The following is a 17,534-nucleotide window of genomic DNA, read 5'->3' as shown; positions in this document are numbered from 1 at the left end:
CCCTCGCCACATCATGCCACGACCGAATTTTCTCGCAGCGCAAACTACTTCTTTTTCTTGATCCTCGAAACGTAATGAACCGGAAGATCCGGCAGCGACTGGACGAACGTGCGACCATACGGCTTCGTTCGAATGCGCGGATCCAGCACAACCACGATGCCTGTATCGGTTCGAGTGCGAATCAGTCGCCCGAACCCCTGGCGAAATTTGATCACCGCCTCGGGCAGTTGATATTCGCCGAACGGATTGCCGCCGCCGGCCTTGATTGATTCCAACCTCGCCTCCAGCAGCGGATGGTCCGGCACTGCGAACGGCAACTTCGTGATCACCACGTTCGTCAGCGCATCGCCCGGCACGTCCACGCCCTGCCAAAAGCTATCCGTCCCAAACAGTACTCCGCGACTGGCGCGACGAAACGCATCCAGCAACTGCGTCCGACTCTGTTCGCCGCCTTGCGTATACAGCTGCATGTCCCGCTCGGACAACCACGGCGCCAACGCCTCGGCACAGCGTTTCAACAACCCGTAACTGGTAAACAGCACGAACGCGTGACCATCGGTGTGTCCGACGAATCGTTTGATTTGGTTAGGCAACGATTTCTCGAAGGCTTCCCGTTCCTTCGACGGATCGGGCAAGTCCGTGACGACGACCAGCTTCGCTTGTTTTTCGTAGTCGAACGGGCTGCCGACTTGGACCGATAAGCCGCTCGTTAGCCCGATCCGCGAACGAAAGAACTTGAAGTCATCCTTGCCCGTCGCCAACGTAGCGCTGGTCATGATGACGCTGCGGATCATGTCGTTTTGGAAAAGTTCTTTTCGCAGCGTCTCACCGACGTTGATCGGCGACGCGGCTAGGGTAACGCGATCCATTCCGCGGCGCGAACCGCTTCGCTCGATCCAATAGACCGAGTCGGCAACCTCTTGGCGAAGCCATTGCCTTAACCCGCCGGCGAGCGACATCATGCGATCAAACGCGGACTCGAAATCTTTGCGATCGGTTTCCGTCTTCTGTGCCGCGCCTTGTTTTTGCAGCTGTCCGGCCAGCGATTCCATCACTTCGCTAAGCGGGTTGTCAACGATGTCCACATTGTGAACGCGACCGTTCTTGGTATTTGTTTCGTCGTACCAATCCAGCAAATCCGCGAACAGGTTCGTCGACGCGAAACGACAACGATCGACCATCTGTTGCAGCGTCGTCAAGTTTTTCTCGACGAGCAGTCCCTTTTGAGTCCGGTCGTTGTACAGCCGATCGAACAAGTAATCGAATTGGCCGCTGGTCAACCGCAGCCCTAGGTGGTCGCCCGCGACGGCTTCGATCGTGTGGCATTCGTCCAAGATCACCGCGTCGTAATCCGGCAGGATCGAAACGCCTTGCCGACGCAACGCCATATCCGAAAACAGCATCGCGTGGTTGACGATCATCAACTGGGCATTCATCGCGCGGCGGCGGGCGCGAAAGTAGAAACATTCTTTGTGGTGTTTACAGTTTCGGCCCAAACAATTGCTGGTGTCCGAAACGACCTCGTCCCAAACGACCGGATCAGGCCGCATCGGCAGCGTCGACTTCGATCCGTCCGCCGTTTCTTTCGACCATGCCTTGATCGCACGCAATTGCGAATGTTGAGTGTCCGTCGAAAGCAGTGTCGTCGCTTTCGCGATCGCGCGTTCCATGCGGCGAATGGAGATGTAGTTGGAACGGCCTTTGACAAGCACCGCCGAAAACTCGCGAGGAATGACGGCGTTGAGCAGCGGCACGTCTTTGGCGACCAACTGTTCCTGCAACGCGATCGTGTGCGTCGAGATCACGATGCGTCGGCCACGCTTGGTGGTCTCGCCGTCGCCTTCGCCGGTCTCTTCGGTTTCGACCGCGACTTGGTTTTCCGTCGCATGCAGGATCGCGGGGATCAGATACGCGAAACTCTTGCCCGTGCCCGTGCCGGCTTCGGCGATCAGGTGTTTTTCAGTCCGCAGCGCCTCGGCGACTTTGCGAGACATCTCGATCTGTTGCTGGCGCGGCTCGTAGCCTTCCAAACGGCGCGCGATCGCTCCGTCGGGGCCAAGGATCGAATCGACGGACAAATCGTCACTCACGCGGGGCAAACTTTTTAGGGAAACGAGCGGGCGACCAACGTCGAAACGGTCGATCCAGACACGATACCAGTAACCACGCCATTTGGCACCGGCAACGAATCGCCGGATCGGGTAAAACATCGCTCGGCAAGTCGCCGCCACGGTCCCATTTTGTCCTCCGAATCTCCTCGAAGATCGAGCCCATCGCATGCTTCGCCAAACGTGCCCCTCGTGTAATCGACTGCTCGAACTGCCCGACAGTGCGGCGGGACGAATGGGGAAGTGCCCCGCCTGTCAGGCCCAATTTGCTATCGCTGCGGCTGCCGCCCAATCAACACCGACGCCTGGCCCCGTGCCTGACACGCCCGTATCCAGCACGCCATCTTCCAACCCGTACAGTGAACCGATTGGCGGAAGTATTGGAGGCGCGACACGATCATCGCAGCCGCAAACGTCTTCCTACGTGCCGAATCCATACCAACCGTCGGTTGCGACGCCTGGGTCGACGCAGATCGGTGAACTGCAGGTCGGTCAACGCAGCGTCGAAGAGATTTTTGGTGCTGCGTTCGCGATTTTCAAAGAACGCTGGGGGACATTGGTGGGTGGATACGCCATCGTGTTTGCGATCAGCATCGCCGCCGCCTTCGGCCCCAACATCGTCGGACTTGTTGCAGGGATGGGCGGCAACAAGGAAGTCGCTGCAGCCTTGTCAGGCCTGTCGAGCATCTTCTTCAACCTGCTCAGCTCGTACTTCACCCTTGGCTTTTGCGGCGTCGCTTTGGCGGTGGCCCGTAACGAAAATTCGCCGCTGTCAAAACTGCTTCCACCGATCAACGTTTTTGGACGTTTCTTAGGTGGCTTGTTCTTGCTAATTTTGGCCTGTGGTGGTGTTGTCGCGTTGGTGGGCGGAATCGTTGCCCTGATCGTGACGGCCGGCGGTGGCGAGGGAGTCGCGATCGGAATGATCGTGCTTGCCGTCGTTGTGTTGTTACCGATGATGTTTGTGATGTACTGGCTGCTGTGGTCGTGGGCGTATGTACTGGTTGACCAGAAAGGCGACACCATTGGCGCGCTCAAGGCATCGTTCGGAATCACGCTGCAAAACAAATTGACGTCCGTCTTGCTGTTGGTGATCACGATGATCGCTTCGTTCGCCGGACTGCTGGCGTGCTACATCGGGCTGTTGGTCGCGACGCCATTTTGGATGCTGATGTTGGCCGTTGGTTACCTGATGATTACCGGCCAACCGATCTCGGACCCTCGCATGATCGCGACGCAATCCTTCGGACCGCGTCCCCAATCACCGACTTTCTAAACGCTGTCGTTCTAAACGGCGCCGTAGGCAAGCATGGCTTCGGCAATCTTGACGAAGCCCGCCAGGTTCGCGCCGTCGATGTAGTCAACCTGCTTGCCGTCGCTGCCGTATTTGACGCACTTTTCATGAATCTCTTTCATGATCGTTTTCAATTTCGTATCGACTTCTTCACGACTCCACGACAATCGCAGCGCGTTCTGGCTCTGTTCCAAACCCGACACCGCGACACCGCCCGCGTTGGCAGCCTTCGCCGGCCCAAACAAAATCCCCGCCTCACGGAACGCGTAGGCCGCATCCAATTCGGTCGGCATATTGGCACCCTCGGCAACCGCCATGACTCCGTTCTTCAGCAGCGTTTTTGCTTCCGATAAATCCAGTTCATTTTGTGTCGCGCAAGGCAAGGCTACCTGTGCAGGTACGCTCCACGGTCGTGCGTCGGAGTGGAACGTTGCTTTTGGATACTTGTCGACGTAATCCGAAATGCGACCGCGCCGGACCTCTTTCAGGTCTTTGACGAACGCCAACTTTTCGGCGTCAATCCCATCGGGGTCGTGAATAAAACCGCCCGAGTCCGAGAGTGTGACGACGCGACCGCCCAGCTCAGTCGCTTTTTCCGCAGCATAAATAGCGACGTTACCGCTGCCCGAAATGGCAACCGTTTTCCCATCGATCGAATCGCCGATTCGTTGGAACATGTTTTCGCAAAAGTAAACGCATCCGTAGCCCGTCGCCTCGGTGCGCACCAGCGATCCGCCGAACGAAAGGCCCTTTCCCGTCAACGTGCCGACGAACTTGTTTGCCAGTCGTTTGTATTGGCCGAACAGATAGCTGATCTCGCGACCGCCCACGCCGATGTCACCGGCCGGGATGTCGGTGTCTTCGCCGATGTGCCGGTGCAATTCGATCATCAACGACTGACAAAACCGCATCACCTCTCGGTCGCTCTTGCCCTTGGGGTTAAAGTTCGATCCGCCCTTGGCGCCGCCCATCGGCAAGCCGGTCAGACTGTTTTTAAAAATTTGCTCGAAGCCCAAGAACTTCAACACGCTTTGCGTCACCGAGGGGTGAAACCGCAGCCCGCCCTTGTAGGGACCGATGGAGTTATTGAACTGAACTCGCCAGGCCCGGTTGGCGCGAATGTTACCAGCGTCGTCTTCCCAGGTGACCCGAAAGATGATGATTCGATCGGGCTCGGTCAGCCGTTCAAGAATCTGAGCGTCTTTGTATTTCGGGTTCTCCAAGACGAACGGCATCAGCGATTCGGTCACCTCGCGGACGGCCTGATGGAATTCAACTTCGCCGGGGTTCCGCTTCTCCAGCCCCTGCATGAACGAATCGATTTCGGCAGTGACTTCCGCGGACGGTTTCTTTGAGAGCGACATCAAGCGATCCTTCTTGGGGGTGTCGAAGACAAGACATTAGGGGAAATCATAGCGTTTCCGATCCGGCCGTACCGTGCTTTGCCGTACCGTGCTGTGCCGGTGCATACTCAGGCCAATCAGTTCCGGCAATCTGGCGCATCCAGGCTCGAGGCGCAAACGAGTGAATACCCGAAATCGCCGCAAATCCACTCGCTTGCGGATCGTGCTTGTACTTTTCGGCTCTGTAGATTTTGAAAGTCACTCGCCCTTCAACCTGTTACCCGTGCCTTGACCTGGGCGGGGTCCCTGGTGTTGCTGCCAAGTTGTCACAAGGGGCCTGATGCGGCAATCACTAAAACGCACGCAAGTTATTTGCTGGAAACACCTTGCGACTAAATCCGAGGCGACCGGCACGCGGGTTGCTAACAAGGGTGGCTCGGGTCTTGGCTGCTGCCACCGGTGCAGCCTGACTCGACACCGATCAACGAACAAACCACTTAAATACTTCACAGACCAATTAACAGGAGACAAACGTCGTGGCAAAGCAAATCGTTTTCGACGACGACGCCCGTGGCCCACTTTTGGCCGGCGTCAGCAAATTGGCGCGAGCCGTCCGCAGCACCTTGGGCCCACGCGGCCGCAATGCAGTGCTGGACAAAGGCTGGGGCTCGCCCAAAGTCACCAAGGACGGCGTCACTGTCGCCGAAGATATCGAATTGGACGACCCGCTTGAGAATCTCGGCGCCCAATTGGTCAAAGAAGCTGCCAGCAAGACCAACGATGTCGCCGGCGACGGAACCACGACGGCAACCGTCTTGGCTGAAGCGATCTTCCGTGAGGGCATCAAGATGATCGCGACCGGTGCCGACCCGATGGCACTGACTCGCGGCATGGCCAAGGCGGTCGACGCGGCTTGCGATCAAATCGCCAAGCTCGCGACCCCGATCCGTGAAAACAGCAAGAGCGATATCAAGCAAGTCGCCACCATCGCGGGAAACAACGATCCCGAGATCGGCGAAGTGCTTGCCAACGCGTTCACCAGAGTCGGTAAGAACGGTGTCATCACTGTCGAAGAAGGCCGATCGAACGAAACCTATGTCGACTTTGTCGAAGGCATGCAGTTCGATCGCGGTTTCTTGTCGCCACACTTCGTGACCAACCAAGACGACGTCAGTGTCGAATTGGATGACTGTCATATTTTGCTGTTCGAAGAAAAGATTAGCAGCAACAAGAAAATGATTCCGCTGCTGGAAGCGATCAGCAAGGCGAAGAAGCCACTTTTGATCATCGCCGAAGATGTCGAAAGCGAAGCCCTGGCAACGTTGGTCGTCAACAAGATGCGCGGCATCTTGTCGGTATGTGCGGTCAAGGCACCCGGTTACGGCGATCGCCGCAAAGCCATCCTCGGCGACATTGCCGTGTTGACCGGCGGCAAGGCGATCTTCAAGGACTTGGGAATTGACCTGGAAAGCGTCAAGATCTCGGACCTCGGTCGTGCAAAGCAAGTTCGCATCACCAGCGAAGGCACGACCATCGTCAGCGGCGGCGGCAAGAAGGCAGACATCGAGGCTCGCGTCGAACAGATCCGTCGCGAGATCGCCAACACCGACAGCGATTACGACAAAGAGAAGCTGCAAGAACGTTTGGCCAAGTTGGCCGGTGGCGTTGCTCAAATCAACGTCGGTGCAGCAACCGAAACCGAAATGAAGGAACGCAAAGCGTTGATCGACGACGCTCGTGCGGCCACTCAAGCGGCTTTGGAAGAAGGCATCGTTCCCGGTGGCGGAACCGCATTGCTACGCTGCCGCGCCGTGATCGATAAGCTCGAAAAGGCAACCGAAGGCGACCAGAAGCTGGGCGTCCGCGTGATCCGCAACGTGCTCGATCAACCGTTGCGTGCGATCGCTAACAACGCAGGCCTTGACGGTGCTGTCGTTGTCAATCGCGTCTTGCAAATGAAGGGCAAGACCGACGGTTACGACGCCAACGCAGAAGTCTATTGCGACTTGGTGGCTGCCGGCATCGTCGATCCCGCTAAGGTCGTTCGCACATCGCTGACCAACGCCAACAGCGTCGCATCGCTGTTGCTGACCACCAATGCTCTTGTCGTCGACATCCCTGTCGAGGAAGAAGAGGGCGGCGACCATCACCACGACCATGGTATGGGCGGCGGCGGAATGGGCGGCATGGACATGGGTGGCATGGGCGGCATGGGCGGCATGATGTAGTGAAAATCAGGTAACAGCGAACAGGTAACAGGTAACAGCGAAAACCTGTCGCCTGTTACCTAAATCCTGTTACCTACTCGCCCCGTCACCTAGTAACTTCAAATCAAAAACAACTTTCAATCGAAGAGAACAATCATGGCCAAACTTAACCTTCGTCCTTTGGATGACCGCGTCGTTGTCAAACCCGAAGACGCCGAATCGACCACTGCGGGCGGAATCGTCCTTCCCGACTCGGCTCAAGAAAAACCTCAACGCGGCAAGATCGTAGCCGTCGGCCCGGGCAAACTGATGGACAGCGGTGTTCGTGGTGAATTGTCGGTCGCGGTTGGCGACACGATCATTTTCGGTAAGTACGGCGGCAGCAACATCGAAGTCGATGGCGTCGAAATGAAGATCCTTCGCGAAAGCGACATCTTGGCAAAAGTGCTTTAGGGAAATAGGTGTCAGGATTTAGGTTTCAGGTATCAGGAAAACGAAATCCTCAGTACCTGATTCCTTCCACCTCGTGCCCATTTCATCTCCCCTAAAAAATATTCAAAGAGAATTCATAATCATGGCAAAACAACTGCTTTTTGAAGACCACGCTCGTGCCCGGATGTTGGCCGGTGTCGAGAAGTTGGCCAACGCTGTCGCGATCACGATGGGCCCAACCGGACGCAATGTCATCATCGACAAGTCGTTCGGCGGACCGACCGTGACCAAAGACGGTGTGACCGTCGCGAAAGAAATCGAACTCGAAGACCGCTTCGAAAACATGGGCGCCAAGCTCGTGATCGAAGTCGCTCAAAAGACGTCCGACTTGGCCGGTGACGGCACCACGACCGCCACGGTCTTGGCTCGGGCAATCTTCAAAGAAGGCCTTCGAAACATCGTTGCCGGCAGCAACCCGGCCGCGATCCGTCGCGGAATCGACAAAGCGGTCAACGCCGCTACGGCTCGACTTGTTGAAATGGGACGTCCCGTCAACGGCAAGCAAGAAGTCGCTCAAGTGGGTGCGATCTCGGCCAACAACGACAACAAGATCGGCGAAATGCTTGCCAACGCGCTCGAGCGTGTCGGCAAGGACGGCGTCATCACTGTCGAAGAAGGCAAGAGCCGCGAAATGGAAGTCACCTACGTCGACGGCATGCAGTTCGACAAGGGCTACATCTCGCCCTACTTCATCACCGATCCCGGCACGATGGAAGCGAACCTCGAAAACGCTTTGATCCTGCTTTACGAAAAGAAGGTCAGCAACATTCGCGACCTGGTGCCACTGCTGGAAAAGACAGCCGGCACCGGCCAACCGCTGTTGATCATCGCCGAAGACGTCGACGCGGAAGCGTTGACCCTTTTGGTCGTCAATAAGCTGCGTGGCACGTTGAATGTTTGTGCTGTTAAGGCACCCGGTTTCGGCGATCGTCGCAAAGCGATGCTCGGCGACATCGCGACGCTGACCGGCGGTACGTTGATCAGCGACGACTTGGGCATCCAGCTCGAAAACGTCACGCTGGAACAACTCGGCCGTGCCAAGAAGATCACGATCGACAAGGGCAACACAACCATCGTCGAGGGCGCCGCCAAGCGAGCCGACGTCGACAAGCGAGTTGCACAGATCCGTGCTCAGATTGAGCAAACCGATAGCGACTATGACAAGGAAAAGTTCCAAGAGCGTTTGGCCAAGTTGGCCGGTGGTGTTGCCGTCATCAGCGTCGGTGCGGAAACCGAAGCCGAGATGAAGCAAACCAAGGCTCGCTTGGAAGACGCTTTGCACGCGACTCGCGCTGCGGTCGAAGAAGGAATTCTTCCCGGCGGTGGTGTCGCGCTGGTTCGCTGCTATGAAGCAGTCGAAGAAGCGTTGAAGAAGGCCAAGGGCGACGAAAAGGTCGGCGTCAATATCGTGCTGAAAGCCCTGGACGCACCGATGCGTCAAATCGCGGACAACGGCGGCATCGACGGCAGCGTCGTGGTCGACGAAGTTCGCCAAAAGGGTTTGACCATCGGTTACAACGCCCACACCGGCCAGTACACCGACATGATCAAGGCTGGCGTCATCGACCCGGTCAAGGTCGTGCGAACGGCATTGTCCAACGCGGCCAGCATCGCAGGTCTGTTGTTGACGACCGAAGCACTGGTCACCAACCTGGAAAAAGAAGACAAAGAACGACGCGCCGTTGAAGGCGTCGTGCTGTAAGTTTTCTGTTCGTTTTAGCTGCACAGCAGCAACCAAACGCCAGGGGCGGATTGCCCCTGGCACGCGGTCGACGCGAACCGTTCAAAGCCCCGGCGGGGCGACATAACAAACCGCGTTTATGTCGCCCCGCCGGGGCTTTGATACGTTTGCACCTTGAACCAGCGATTCATTTCCCTGGCAAATCGATATCGTCCCGTCGGGACTAACCCAGAACAATTCATGGCCGAAAAGACCTGCTATTACGAAATCCTTCGCATCGAGCGTTCGGCTCAGAAGACGGAGATCGATCGCGCCTATCGCAAACTGGCGATCAAGTACCACCCAGACCAAAACCGCAATGACGAAGAGGCGGTCGCCAAGTTTAAAGAAGCCACCGAGGCCTACGAAGTACTTTCGGATGCTGAAAAACGCAGCCGCTATGACCAGTACGGTCATTCTGGTGTCGATAGCGTTCACCAATACGGCGACGTCGAAGACATCTTCGAAGCGTTCGGTGACATGTTCGGCGGTGGCATGTTCGGCGATCTGTTCGGCAACCGCGGCGGACGAGGTGGTCGAAAACGCGTTCGCAAGGGAGCCGACATTCGCGTCAATGTCACGTTGACCTTGGAAGAAGCCGCCCGCGGTGTCGACAAAGACATCTCATTCCGCCGACGCGTCAAATGCAATTCGTGTGGCGGCAACGGTGCCGAACCGGGCAGCAAGCCAACGACCTGTGGCACCTGTGCTGGTCACGGTCAAGTCATTCAATCGGCCGGCATCCTGCGCGTCCAAACGGCGTGCCCCGATTGCCATGGCAGCGGCCAAAAAATCGGCTCACCGTGCAGCGATTGCCGAGGCACAGGGCTGGAAAACAAGAAGGCAGAATTGACCGTCACGATTCCCGCTGGCGTCGATGACGGTATGCGAGTGCGCGTGACGGGTGAAGGCGAGGCCAGCCCCGATGGCGGCCCGGTCGGCGACTGCTATGTGTTCGTGACCGTCAAACCGCACGAGCTGTTCAAGCGTGACGGTAACCACCTGATCTTGCAGTTACCGATCTCCTACACGCAAGCGGCGCTCGGTGCAGAGATCCAAGTCCCGACGCTCAGCGGTCCCGAAGTGCTGCGGGTCGAACGTGGTACCCAAAGCGGCGAAGTGTTCACGCTTCGCGGCAAAGGTGTCGTCGATCCTCGCGGCGGACGGGCGGGCGATCTGCTGGTCCAAGTCTTCATCGAAGTGCCGAAGAAACTGAACGCTGAACAAGAGCGATTGCTTCGCGAATTGGCGGACCTGGACCATCAAGCCGTGTTGCCAGAGCGAACCAGCTTCCTGGGCAAACTCAAAACGTTCTTTGATACCGAATTGAAACCTCAAGAATAGTAACCCCATCGAATCCGATGACTAACGAAAACAACGACGAAAAAATCGACGACGAATTCGAAGCAACTGATGCCGCTTTCGAAGCCTCTGATGAAGAAGGCGGCCAGTCGGCAACCGTTCAATTCACCGAAACTCGCGACGACGAGATGGACCGGTTGCGGCAAGCCGCCGATTCGGCCGACAAGCGAGTGCTGATGGCTCAGGCCGAAGCCGAGAACTTTCGCAAACGGATGCGTCGCGATTTCGAAGACCAGTTGAAATTCGCGGCCGTGCCGTTGGTCAGCGACATGCTGCAAGTTCGCGACAACTTGCACCGCGCGATGGAATCAGCCGGCGACGACGAAGCCGTTGCCGGACTGAAGGGCGGCATCGCGATTGTTGCGAAACAGTTGGACGACACGCTGGCGAAGCACTCGATCCGCGAAATTCCTGCGTTGGGTGAATTGTTCGATCCGAACTATCACGAAGCGATCTCGCAAATGCCCTCGGATCAACCGGCGGGCATGGTCGCGCACGTCGCGGCAACCGGCTTCCAAATGCACGATCGCGTCATCCGCCCCAGCCAAGTCATCGTCAGCACGGGCAACGGTGACACGGAAGGCTAATAGGCTGGTGTTGCGTGTGTAAATGTTGCGCCCGTTTTGCTTCCCGCGCCGACGGCGCAAAACAGGTTATACGGGGTCTAGGTCGTGAATCGCCGAAGCGAGTTACGCGGCAACCGCATAGTGAACGCGAACAGCCCAACGCCCCCATCCACTCCTACTCGTCCGTCGACGACGCGCTGACGCCCAACGGTCGCAATGCGCGATTCCGGTTGCCTATTCGGCCCATCAATCATGGCGGGCGACCGCTCGTCTATCAGTCGCCCCCCCGCGACGGCTTTGGGGCAAGCAGTATCTCGATCGCGGCCACGTTAGACTGGATTGGCAAATCTGATGGAGCCATCAACGGCAAGCGGTTGGTGTCAGCAAAGTCACAACAGAATTGTGAAACGAGAGACTACGATGAAAATAAAAGCATCCATTCCCCGGCGACAACTCTTGAAGTCTGCGGCAGCTACTGCCGTGACCGCACCCTGGATCGTGCCACGTTCGGCCCTTGGTGGTCCTGGCTTCGTCGCGCCCAGTGACAAGATTCATCTTGGCGGTATTGGGATCCGAAATCGAGGTACGAAAGTACTTGAAACGATGCTGCCGCAACCCGATGTGCGGTTCGTTGCTATCGCTGACGTGCGTGCTGACCGGCGCTCGGCCGTGAAGCAGATGGCCGACCAGCAGAATGGCGACGATGCCTGCGATACTTATCGTGACTTCCGCGAACTGTTGGCTCGCGAAGACATTGACGCCGTGCTGATCGCGACCGGCGACCGTTGGCACGCGCCGATTTCCATGATGGCGGCGGAAGCAGGCAAGGACGTCTACAGCGAAAAGCCGTGTGCGATCACGATCGATTTGGCTCAGCGATTGGCCGATACGATCAAGCGAACGGGACGCGTCTTTCAGTGCGGCACGCAGCGCCGCAGCATCTCCAACTTCATCCACGCCATCGGGCTAGCTCGATCCGGGAAGCTGGGGAGACTTCATACGCTTCACGCTTCGATTTACAAGCTGCAGGATCGACACGATTGGTTGCCGGCTCAGCCCGAACCGCCGAAAGACGAAATCGATTGGAACATGTGGCTCGGCCCAGCACCTTGGCGACCATACAACCGAGCGTACGTCGATGGCCAGTGGCGTGGTCATTACGATTTCGATTCGGGGGCGAAGTTGCTGGACTGGGGCGCCCACACCTTGGATCTTTGTCAGGCGGCGGCGGGTGCTGATGATTCGGGCCCGATCGAGTTTGAACCACTCGATACCGAGGACGACAACGCGATCCAATGTCGCTACGCCGATGGTCTGAAACTGGTACTGCGGCGTAACGGTTGGCTGGGATTGGGAACCTGCCCCGTCCGATTTGAAGGCGACGACGGTTGGGTCGAAACGGGAGACTCAGGCCGTATCGCTGTCTCAATCGACTCGCTGCGCGCGAAGCTTCCCGATCCCACAATCGCGGGAACGACGCCTTCCACACATACAAGAAACTTTCTCGATTGCGTGAAGTCGCGAGGCAAGACGAACACGAACGAAGACATCATGCGGAAGTCGCACATCGCCTGTCACGCGGCTGCGATTGCGTGGAAGTTGGGACGCAAGCTGACATTTGATCCGATTGCCGAGGAGTTCGTGGGTGATGACGAAGCGAACAAGATGAGATCGCGCGCGATGCGTGAACCGTGGACGGTTTAAACAAAAAGTCCGCAACTTCCATTTCGCGTTTCCAAGATTTACCAGCCATGAAATTTCAATCGATCATCAAATGGTTCCCGTTCGTATTTTTGCTGACGGTTTGCTCGCCCCACTTGCACGGCCAAGTGACTTTGCCGGTTCCGGATACGGACGCCGGTGAGTTGGTCGCGGTGCTTGAATCCGACGGCCCGGTTTTCGAAAAGGCGAAAGCGTGCCAGCAGTTGGCGATCAACGGAACCGCCGACGCGGTATCGGCTTTGGCGGTGCTACTGGACGACGAGCAGCTATCGACGTACGCGCGCAGCGCCTTGGAGAACATTTCGGCACCGGAGGTCGATTTGGCGTTGCGTGAAGCAGCGAAATTGCTGGCGGGCGACAGACTCGTTGGCGTCTTGAACTCGATCGGAAAACGACGCGACCTGCAAGCAACGGGTTTACTTGCCGAACTGCTTAACCATAAAAACCCTTCCGTTCAGAACGCTGCGGCTCGAGCACTTGGGGCAATCGGCACGATTGAGGCCGCGGACCAGCTTAAGAAGTCGTTCGCGCAGGCGGCGGGATCGTCACGCATTTCAATCGCACAAGGTTGTCTTGTCTGTGCAAGGCGATTGGTCGCCGCCGGAGAAACGCAACAGGCCGTTTCGCTTTGCAACCTACTTCGAAGCGCGGATCTACCACAGGAACTTCACTGGGCGGCGACCTACAGTGCCGTCGCGAATCAAGGAACGGCGGGCGTGCCTTTGTTGCTTGAAATGCTCGACTCCGGTGATTCCGCACAGTTTCGGATCGCACTTCAAGCCGTTCGTCGAATCGGCAAGGCACCGAAACTGGCCACCGAATTGGCTTCGCGATTGGAGGGGCAGTCCGCCGAGAATCAAGCACTGCTGTTGATCACGCTGGGCGAGCTTGGTGACGACAGTGTTTTGCCGATCGTCGTGAAAGCCGTGGGGAATGACGCGTCTGATACTCGTATTGCGGCGATCAGTGCGTTGGCACGATTGGGTGACAACGACACCGCGAAGCTCTTGCTCGATTTAGCCTCGACCGACAATGTCGCGATGGCCAACGCAGCCCAAGCGGCGCTCGTCCGATTGCCGGGCGACGGCATCGATTCCGAAGTCGTCGCGAGACTCATAAGCGACCAACCCGCGATGGTCCTGTCGGCGGTGGAAGTGGCTGCGAAGCGAAACATCGCAACCGCGACACCGTTCCTGTTGCGACTGACCCATAGCGACGATGCCTCGATGCGTCAGTCCGCAATTCAGGCGCTGGGCCGAACGACGACGATTACCGATCTGCCCGCGTTGATCGGTTTGATGAGCACGTCGCTGCAGTCCGACGACTCTGCGATCGTTCAGAAGACTCTTGGGGCGGCTTGCGTCCGGATGCCACAAGACAGGTGCGTCCAGACACTCACTTCCGCGATGTCCGAAGTCTCGCCCGTCGCTCGCGTCGTCTTGCTTGATCAGCTTGCATTGGTCGGCGGAACCAAGGCACTCGGGGCCGTCGTGGATGCCGCGAAGAGCAACGATGACACGATGCAAGACGCCGCCACGCGTCTGCTCGGCGGTTGGCTTACCGCCGACGCCGCCACACCATTGCTAGAGTTGTCCAAGACACTCACCATCCGCAAGTACCAGATCCGCGTTTTGCGAGGATACATCCGCATCGCTCGGCAATTGGACATGACGACCCGCGAGCGAATGGAGGTCTGCCGCAACGCCTTGGCGATTGCCGATCGCGATGACGAGCGGAAGCTGGTGCTCGACGTGCTCAGACGCAACCCAACGCCCGAAGGACTACAAATGGCGAGCTCGCTGCAGGACAACGAAACGTTGCGGGGCAACGTCGATGTGACGATCCAAGCAATCAAGGCCGCAATCACGGTTGCAATCACGGTTGCCGACTCCGAGGGGACGAAGCGCTGAACCCTGCCCGGTCTCCATTGGAGTTTCCATTGCGAGATTCGTAGTTCTCGACTATGCGGCCAGCCGCTTGGCGACTTTGGGTGGTGGCTTTCGCCATCTCCGGTGCAACCACCAGTATTGTTCCAGCGAATCGGAAACGGCCCCTTCAAGGTGGTCGTTGTACCAGTTTGTCAGCGAGGTCACGCCGCTGCAAATGTCTTGGTCGACGGCCGGATCAGCCACCGCGTGAACGGAAATTTCGAACTGCATCGGCCGGGCACCGACGCGACGCGTGGAACCCACGATCATGGGGGCGCCGGTGCTGAGCGAGAACAACGATAGTGCTTTATGGCAAGACGCGGGCGCGCCCATGAAGTCGACCCAACACCCTTTCGGGCCGGCGTGCTGGTCCGCCAACAACGACAGGATGCCGCCACTGCTGAGGTGTCGATCGACGTCCGCGGCGCAGCCTTCCTTGTCGACCATCTTTTGACCCTTGGCGCTGCGAAATCGGTCGACCCAACGGTGGATGAATCGATTGTCGAGTTGCCGTGCGATGGTCAGCGTTTGGATTCCCATCAATCCGGATAGGTAACCGCCCACTTCAAAGTTGCCAAAGTGACCGGTGACGATCACGGTCGGTCGCTCAGAGAGCATCCGCGTCAGCATTTCGCGATTGCCTTGAAAAGTGACGTGATCGCGATAATTGACCAGATGCAGACGTCGCTGGACCCAAGCGATCTCGCAGACCATCAGCAACAGGTGGTGCCACATTGCTTGCCGCAGATGTCGGCGCTGGGCCTCGTCCGCCTGAGGAAAGATCAGCGACAGATTCTGGTCCGTTTCTCGGCGACGGATTTTAAGCTTTTCGCCGACCAACCACGCCAAAAATCGGCATAACGAGTCGCCCATATCGACCGGTAACGTCTGGATCACGGCGACCAAAAGTCGGACCAGGGCGTAAGCGGCGAAGTCGATGGCGAGTTTCATCATTCGATAATCTTCGCTAATTCCGGCATTGCCAGTCCAGATCGATTGGGCCCGCCTTGTTTGTTTAGCCTTCACCGTTCACCATCTTAGGCATCCCCTGATTGTCGACAGATTCACGCCCTTTGATAACGATTGGAACCGCGTCGAATGAATGATGCCTGCGCTGTGGTGCTCGCTGCCGGAAAAGGCACCCGTATGAAGAGCGATCTGCCCAAGGTTTTGTGCCCCGTCGTGGATCGGCCGATGATCCATTTCGTGCTGGATGCCTTGGAAAAAGCGGGAATTCATCGAAAAATCGTCGTCGTGGGTTACGAAGCCGATAAGGTCCGCGAAGCACTGGCCGGCCGCAAAGATTCGATCGAATATGTCGAACAAACCGAGCAACTGGGCACCGGGCACGCGGTGCAAATGTGCCGGCCGGCGCTGGAAAGCCAGACCGGGCCGACGATCGTGGTCGCAGGCGACTCGCCGTTGATCCAGCCGACCAGCCTGAAAAAGCTACTCGACCACTTCCGTGAAACCCAGCCGGCCCTACTGCTGGGGACGCTCGAAAAAGACGATCCGACCGGATTGGGCCGAATCGTTCGCGATGCCGATGGGAATTTCATGGGCATCGTCGAACACAAAGACGCGACGGACCAGCAGCGAGCGGTCAAGGAAGTGAATATGAGCACCTACTTGTTCCAGACGCCCGATCTGCTGGATTCGCTGAACCAACTCAGTTGCGATAACGCACAAGCCGAATACTACCTGACCGATAGTGCACGATTACTCCGCGAAGCGGGACGGCCGGTCGAGGCGATCGCGGTTTTGCAGCAATGCGAATCGCTTTCGATCAACAACCCCGACGAACTTCGGTTGGTCGACGAAAAGATGCGGACGATGGGTTATGCGTGAACTGAAAATTTTCAGCGGCCGAGCGAACCGAGACCTGGCGAACAAAATTTGCCGCCACCTGCATCTCGAGCCCTCGGCGATCACGCTGGGCAAATTCCCGGACGGCGAGAACTATTGCAAATTGGACGAAGACGTCCGAGGTCGCGATGTGTTCTTGATTCAACCGACTTCACCACCGGTCAACGACAACTTGTTCGAGTTGTTGATCATGATCGATTGCTGCAAGCGAGCCAGTGCCGAACGCATCACAGCGGTCGTGCCCTATTACGGCTATGCCCGCCAGGACCGCAAAGACGAAGGTCGCGTACCGATCACGGCAAAACTGGCCGCCAATATCATCACCCGCGCCGGTGCCGATCGCGTCTTGACGATGGATTTGCATGCGGCACAGATTCAAGGCTTCTTTGACGTTCCGGTCGATCACCTTTACGCGGCCCCGGTGTTGAACGAATACTTCAGCGAACGGGGTTTGGTCGACGATCTGATCGTGGTGGTCAGCCCCGACGAAGGCAGTATCAAACGCGCGCTCGGACACAACAAACGTTTGGGCGGATCGCTTGCGATCGTCGATAAGCAACGTGCCAACGCGCTAGAAACGAAACAGAACACTATCATCGGTGGTCCGATCGAAGGCAAGGTCGCGCTGCTATTCGACGACATGATCAGCACCGCCGGTTCGATCTGTGGCGCAGCAAGGTTGGTCCACAACGCGGGCGCTAAAGAGATCCACATCGCGGCTACCCACGGCGTCTTGTGTGGACCGGCCATCGAAAAATTGCGTGACGCGCCGATCGATTCGATCATTGTCACCGACACGATTCCGATCACGGCGGAAAAGCAGTTGCCCAACTTGGTGCAATTGAGCGTCGCCCCGCTGTTGGCCGAAGCGATCAAGCGTATTCACCACGACCAATCGATCAGCGAGCTGTTTCGCGAACGATAAT

The 17,534-nt window shown here is 57.5% G+C and carries 14 protein-coding genes; 10 read left to right on the top strand and 4 right to left on the bottom strand.

The features are described 5' to 3' along the window. Window positions 1-44 precede the first annotated feature (44 nt). Window positions 45-2,090, bottom strand: a complete 2,046-nt coding sequence (locus Poly51_RS03725) for an ATP-dependent DNA helicase (RefSeq protein WP_146455173.1) — start codon at window positions 2,088-2,090, stop codon at window positions 45-47. Window positions 2,091-2,421: 331 nt separating this feature from the next. Here Poly51_RS03725 and Poly51_RS03720 point away from each other — a divergent pair, with 331 nt between their 5' ends. Beyond that, on the top strand, window positions 2,422-3,384 hold the full coding sequence (locus tag Poly51_RS03720; RefSeq protein ID WP_146454344.1) for a hypothetical protein: 963 nt from the start codon (window positions 2,422-2,424) through the stop codon (window positions 3,382-3,384). An 11-nt stretch (window positions 3,385-3,395) separates the two neighbouring features. Here the strand turns inward: Poly51_RS03720 and gdhA are convergent, their stop codons facing one another. Both gdhA and Poly51_RS03710 read right to left on the bottom strand, forming a co-directional pair. After that, window positions 3,396-4,766 (bottom strand): NADP-specific glutamate dehydrogenase, encoded by a 1,371-nt coding sequence (gdhA, locus tag Poly51_RS03715; protein ID WP_146454342.1) that lies wholly within the window; start codon window positions 4,764-4,766, stop codon window positions 3,396-3,398. 46 nt (window positions 4,767-4,812) lie between these two features. Further along, window positions 4,813-5,007, bottom strand: coding sequence for a hypothetical protein (locus tag Poly51_RS03710; protein WP_146454340.1), 195 nt, complete (start codon window positions 5,005-5,007; stop codon window positions 4,813-4,815). A gap of 274 nt (window positions 5,008-5,281) precedes the next feature. On the opposite strand from Poly51_RS03710, the gene groL (Poly51_RS03705) reads away from it, so the two are divergent. The 7 genes from groL (Poly51_RS03705) (at window position 5,282) to Poly51_RS03675 (ending at window position 14,724) form a co-directional block, all read left to right on the top strand. Continuing rightward, window positions 5,282-6,973, top strand: coding sequence for a chaperonin GroEL (gene groL / locus Poly51_RS03705; RefSeq protein ID WP_146454337.1), 1,692 nt, complete (start codon window positions 5,282-5,284; stop codon window positions 6,971-6,973). Between the two features lie 135 nt (window positions 6,974-7,108). Further along, on the top strand, window positions 7,109-7,405 hold the full coding sequence (locus Poly51_RS03700) for a co-chaperone GroES (RefSeq protein ID WP_146454335.1): 297 nt from the start codon (window positions 7,109-7,111) through the stop codon (window positions 7,403-7,405). Window positions 7,406-7,526: 121 nt separating this feature from the next. After that, window positions 7,527-9,146, top strand: coding sequence for a chaperonin GroEL (gene groL / locus Poly51_RS03695; protein WP_146454333.1), 1,620 nt, complete (start codon window positions 7,527-7,529; stop codon window positions 9,144-9,146). 219 nt (window positions 9,147-9,365) lie between these two features. After that, window positions 9,366-10,508 carry a molecular chaperone DnaJ gene (gene dnaJ / locus Poly51_RS03690; protein WP_146454331.1) on the top strand — a complete coding sequence of 381 codons (1,143 nt, stop codon included), beginning with the start codon at window positions 9,366-9,368 and terminating at the stop codon, window positions 10,506-10,508. Between the two features lie 17 nt (window positions 10,509-10,525). Beyond that, complete coding sequence (locus Poly51_RS03685) at window positions 10,526-11,113, top strand: nucleotide exchange factor GrpE (RefSeq protein WP_146454328.1); 588 nt, start codon at window positions 10,526-10,528, stop codon at window positions 11,111-11,113. Window positions 11,114-11,512: 399 nt separating this feature from the next. Then, window positions 11,513-12,796, top strand: coding sequence for a Gfo/Idh/MocA family protein (locus Poly51_RS03680; protein WP_146454326.1), 1,284 nt, complete (start codon window positions 11,513-11,515; stop codon window positions 12,794-12,796). 47 nt (window positions 12,797-12,843) lie between these two features. Beyond that, window positions 12,844-14,724 (top strand): HEAT repeat domain-containing protein, encoded by a 1,881-nt coding sequence (locus Poly51_RS03675; RefSeq protein ID WP_146454324.1) that lies wholly within the window; start codon window positions 12,844-12,846, stop codon window positions 14,722-14,724. A gap of 51 nt (window positions 14,725-14,775) precedes the next feature. Here the strand turns inward: Poly51_RS03675 and Poly51_RS03670 are convergent, their stop codons facing one another. Beyond that, the gene (locus Poly51_RS03670) at window positions 14,776-15,696 is read right to left on the bottom strand and encodes a lysophospholipid acyltransferase family protein (RefSeq protein ID WP_146454321.1); all 921 of its coding nucleotides are present in this window, start codon (window positions 15,694-15,696) and stop codon (window positions 14,776-14,778) included. Between the two features lie 144 nt (window positions 15,697-15,840). On the opposite strand from Poly51_RS03670, the gene Poly51_RS03665 reads away from it, so the two are divergent. Together Poly51_RS03665 and Poly51_RS03660 are read left to right on the top strand one after the other, a co-directional pair. Then, entirely contained in the window at window positions 15,841-16,590 is a 750-nt protein-coding gene (locus Poly51_RS03665) for a sugar phosphate nucleotidyltransferase (RefSeq protein WP_146454319.1), read from the top strand. Continuing rightward, a complete protein-coding gene (locus Poly51_RS03660; RefSeq protein ID WP_146454317.1) occupies window positions 16,583-17,533 on the top strand; it encodes a ribose-phosphate diphosphokinase in 951 nt (316 codons plus the stop codon). Before Poly51_RS03665 ends, Poly51_RS03660 begins: the two co-directional genes overlap by 8 nt. Window position 17,534: the final 1 nt, after the last annotated feature.

Origin of the sequence: Rubripirellula tenax (genome assembly GCF_007860125.1) — a bacterium.
GTDB classification, from domain to species: domain Bacteria; phylum Planctomycetota; class Planctomycetia; order Pirellulales; family Pirellulaceae; genus Rubripirellula; species Rubripirellula tenax.
Note: the sequence above shows the minus strand (reverse complement) of the source record. Positions and strands in the feature narration are given on the sequence as shown.

Coding starts and splice junctions, on each gene's coding strand:
- groL (WP_146454333.1), top strand. CDS start 7,527: ATGGCAAAACAACTGCTTTTTGAAGACCACGCTCGTGCCCGGATGTTG.
- Poly51_RS03675 (WP_146454324.1), top strand. CDS start 12,844: ATGAAATTTCAATCGATCATCAAATGGTTCCCGTTCGTATTTTTGCTG.
- gdhA (WP_146454342.1), bottom strand. CDS start 4,766: ATGTCGCTCTCAAAGAAACCGTCCGCGGAAGTCACTGCCGAAATCGAT.
- Poly51_RS03670 (WP_146454321.1), bottom strand. CDS start 15,696: ATGATGAAACTCGCCATCGACTTCGCCGCTTACGCCCTGGTCCGACTT.
- Poly51_RS03665 (WP_146454319.1), top strand. CDS start 15,841: ATGAATGATGCCTGCGCTGTGGTGCTCGCTGCCGGAAAAGGCACCCGT.
- Poly51_RS03660 (WP_146454317.1), top strand. CDS start 16,583: ATGCGTGAACTGAAAATTTTCAGCGGCCGAGCGAACCGAGACCTGGCG.
- dnaJ (WP_146454331.1), top strand. CDS start 9,366: ATGGCCGAAAAGACCTGCTATTACGAAATCCTTCGCATCGAGCGTTCG.
- Poly51_RS03680 (WP_146454326.1), top strand. CDS start 11,513: ATGAAAATAAAAGCATCCATTCCCCGGCGACAACTCTTGAAGTCTGCG.
- Poly51_RS03700 (WP_146454335.1), top strand. CDS start 7,109: ATGGCCAAACTTAACCTTCGTCCTTTGGATGACCGCGTCGTTGTCAAA.
- Poly51_RS03685 (WP_146454328.1), top strand. CDS start 10,526: ATGACTAACGAAAACAACGACGAAAAAATCGACGACGAATTCGAAGCA.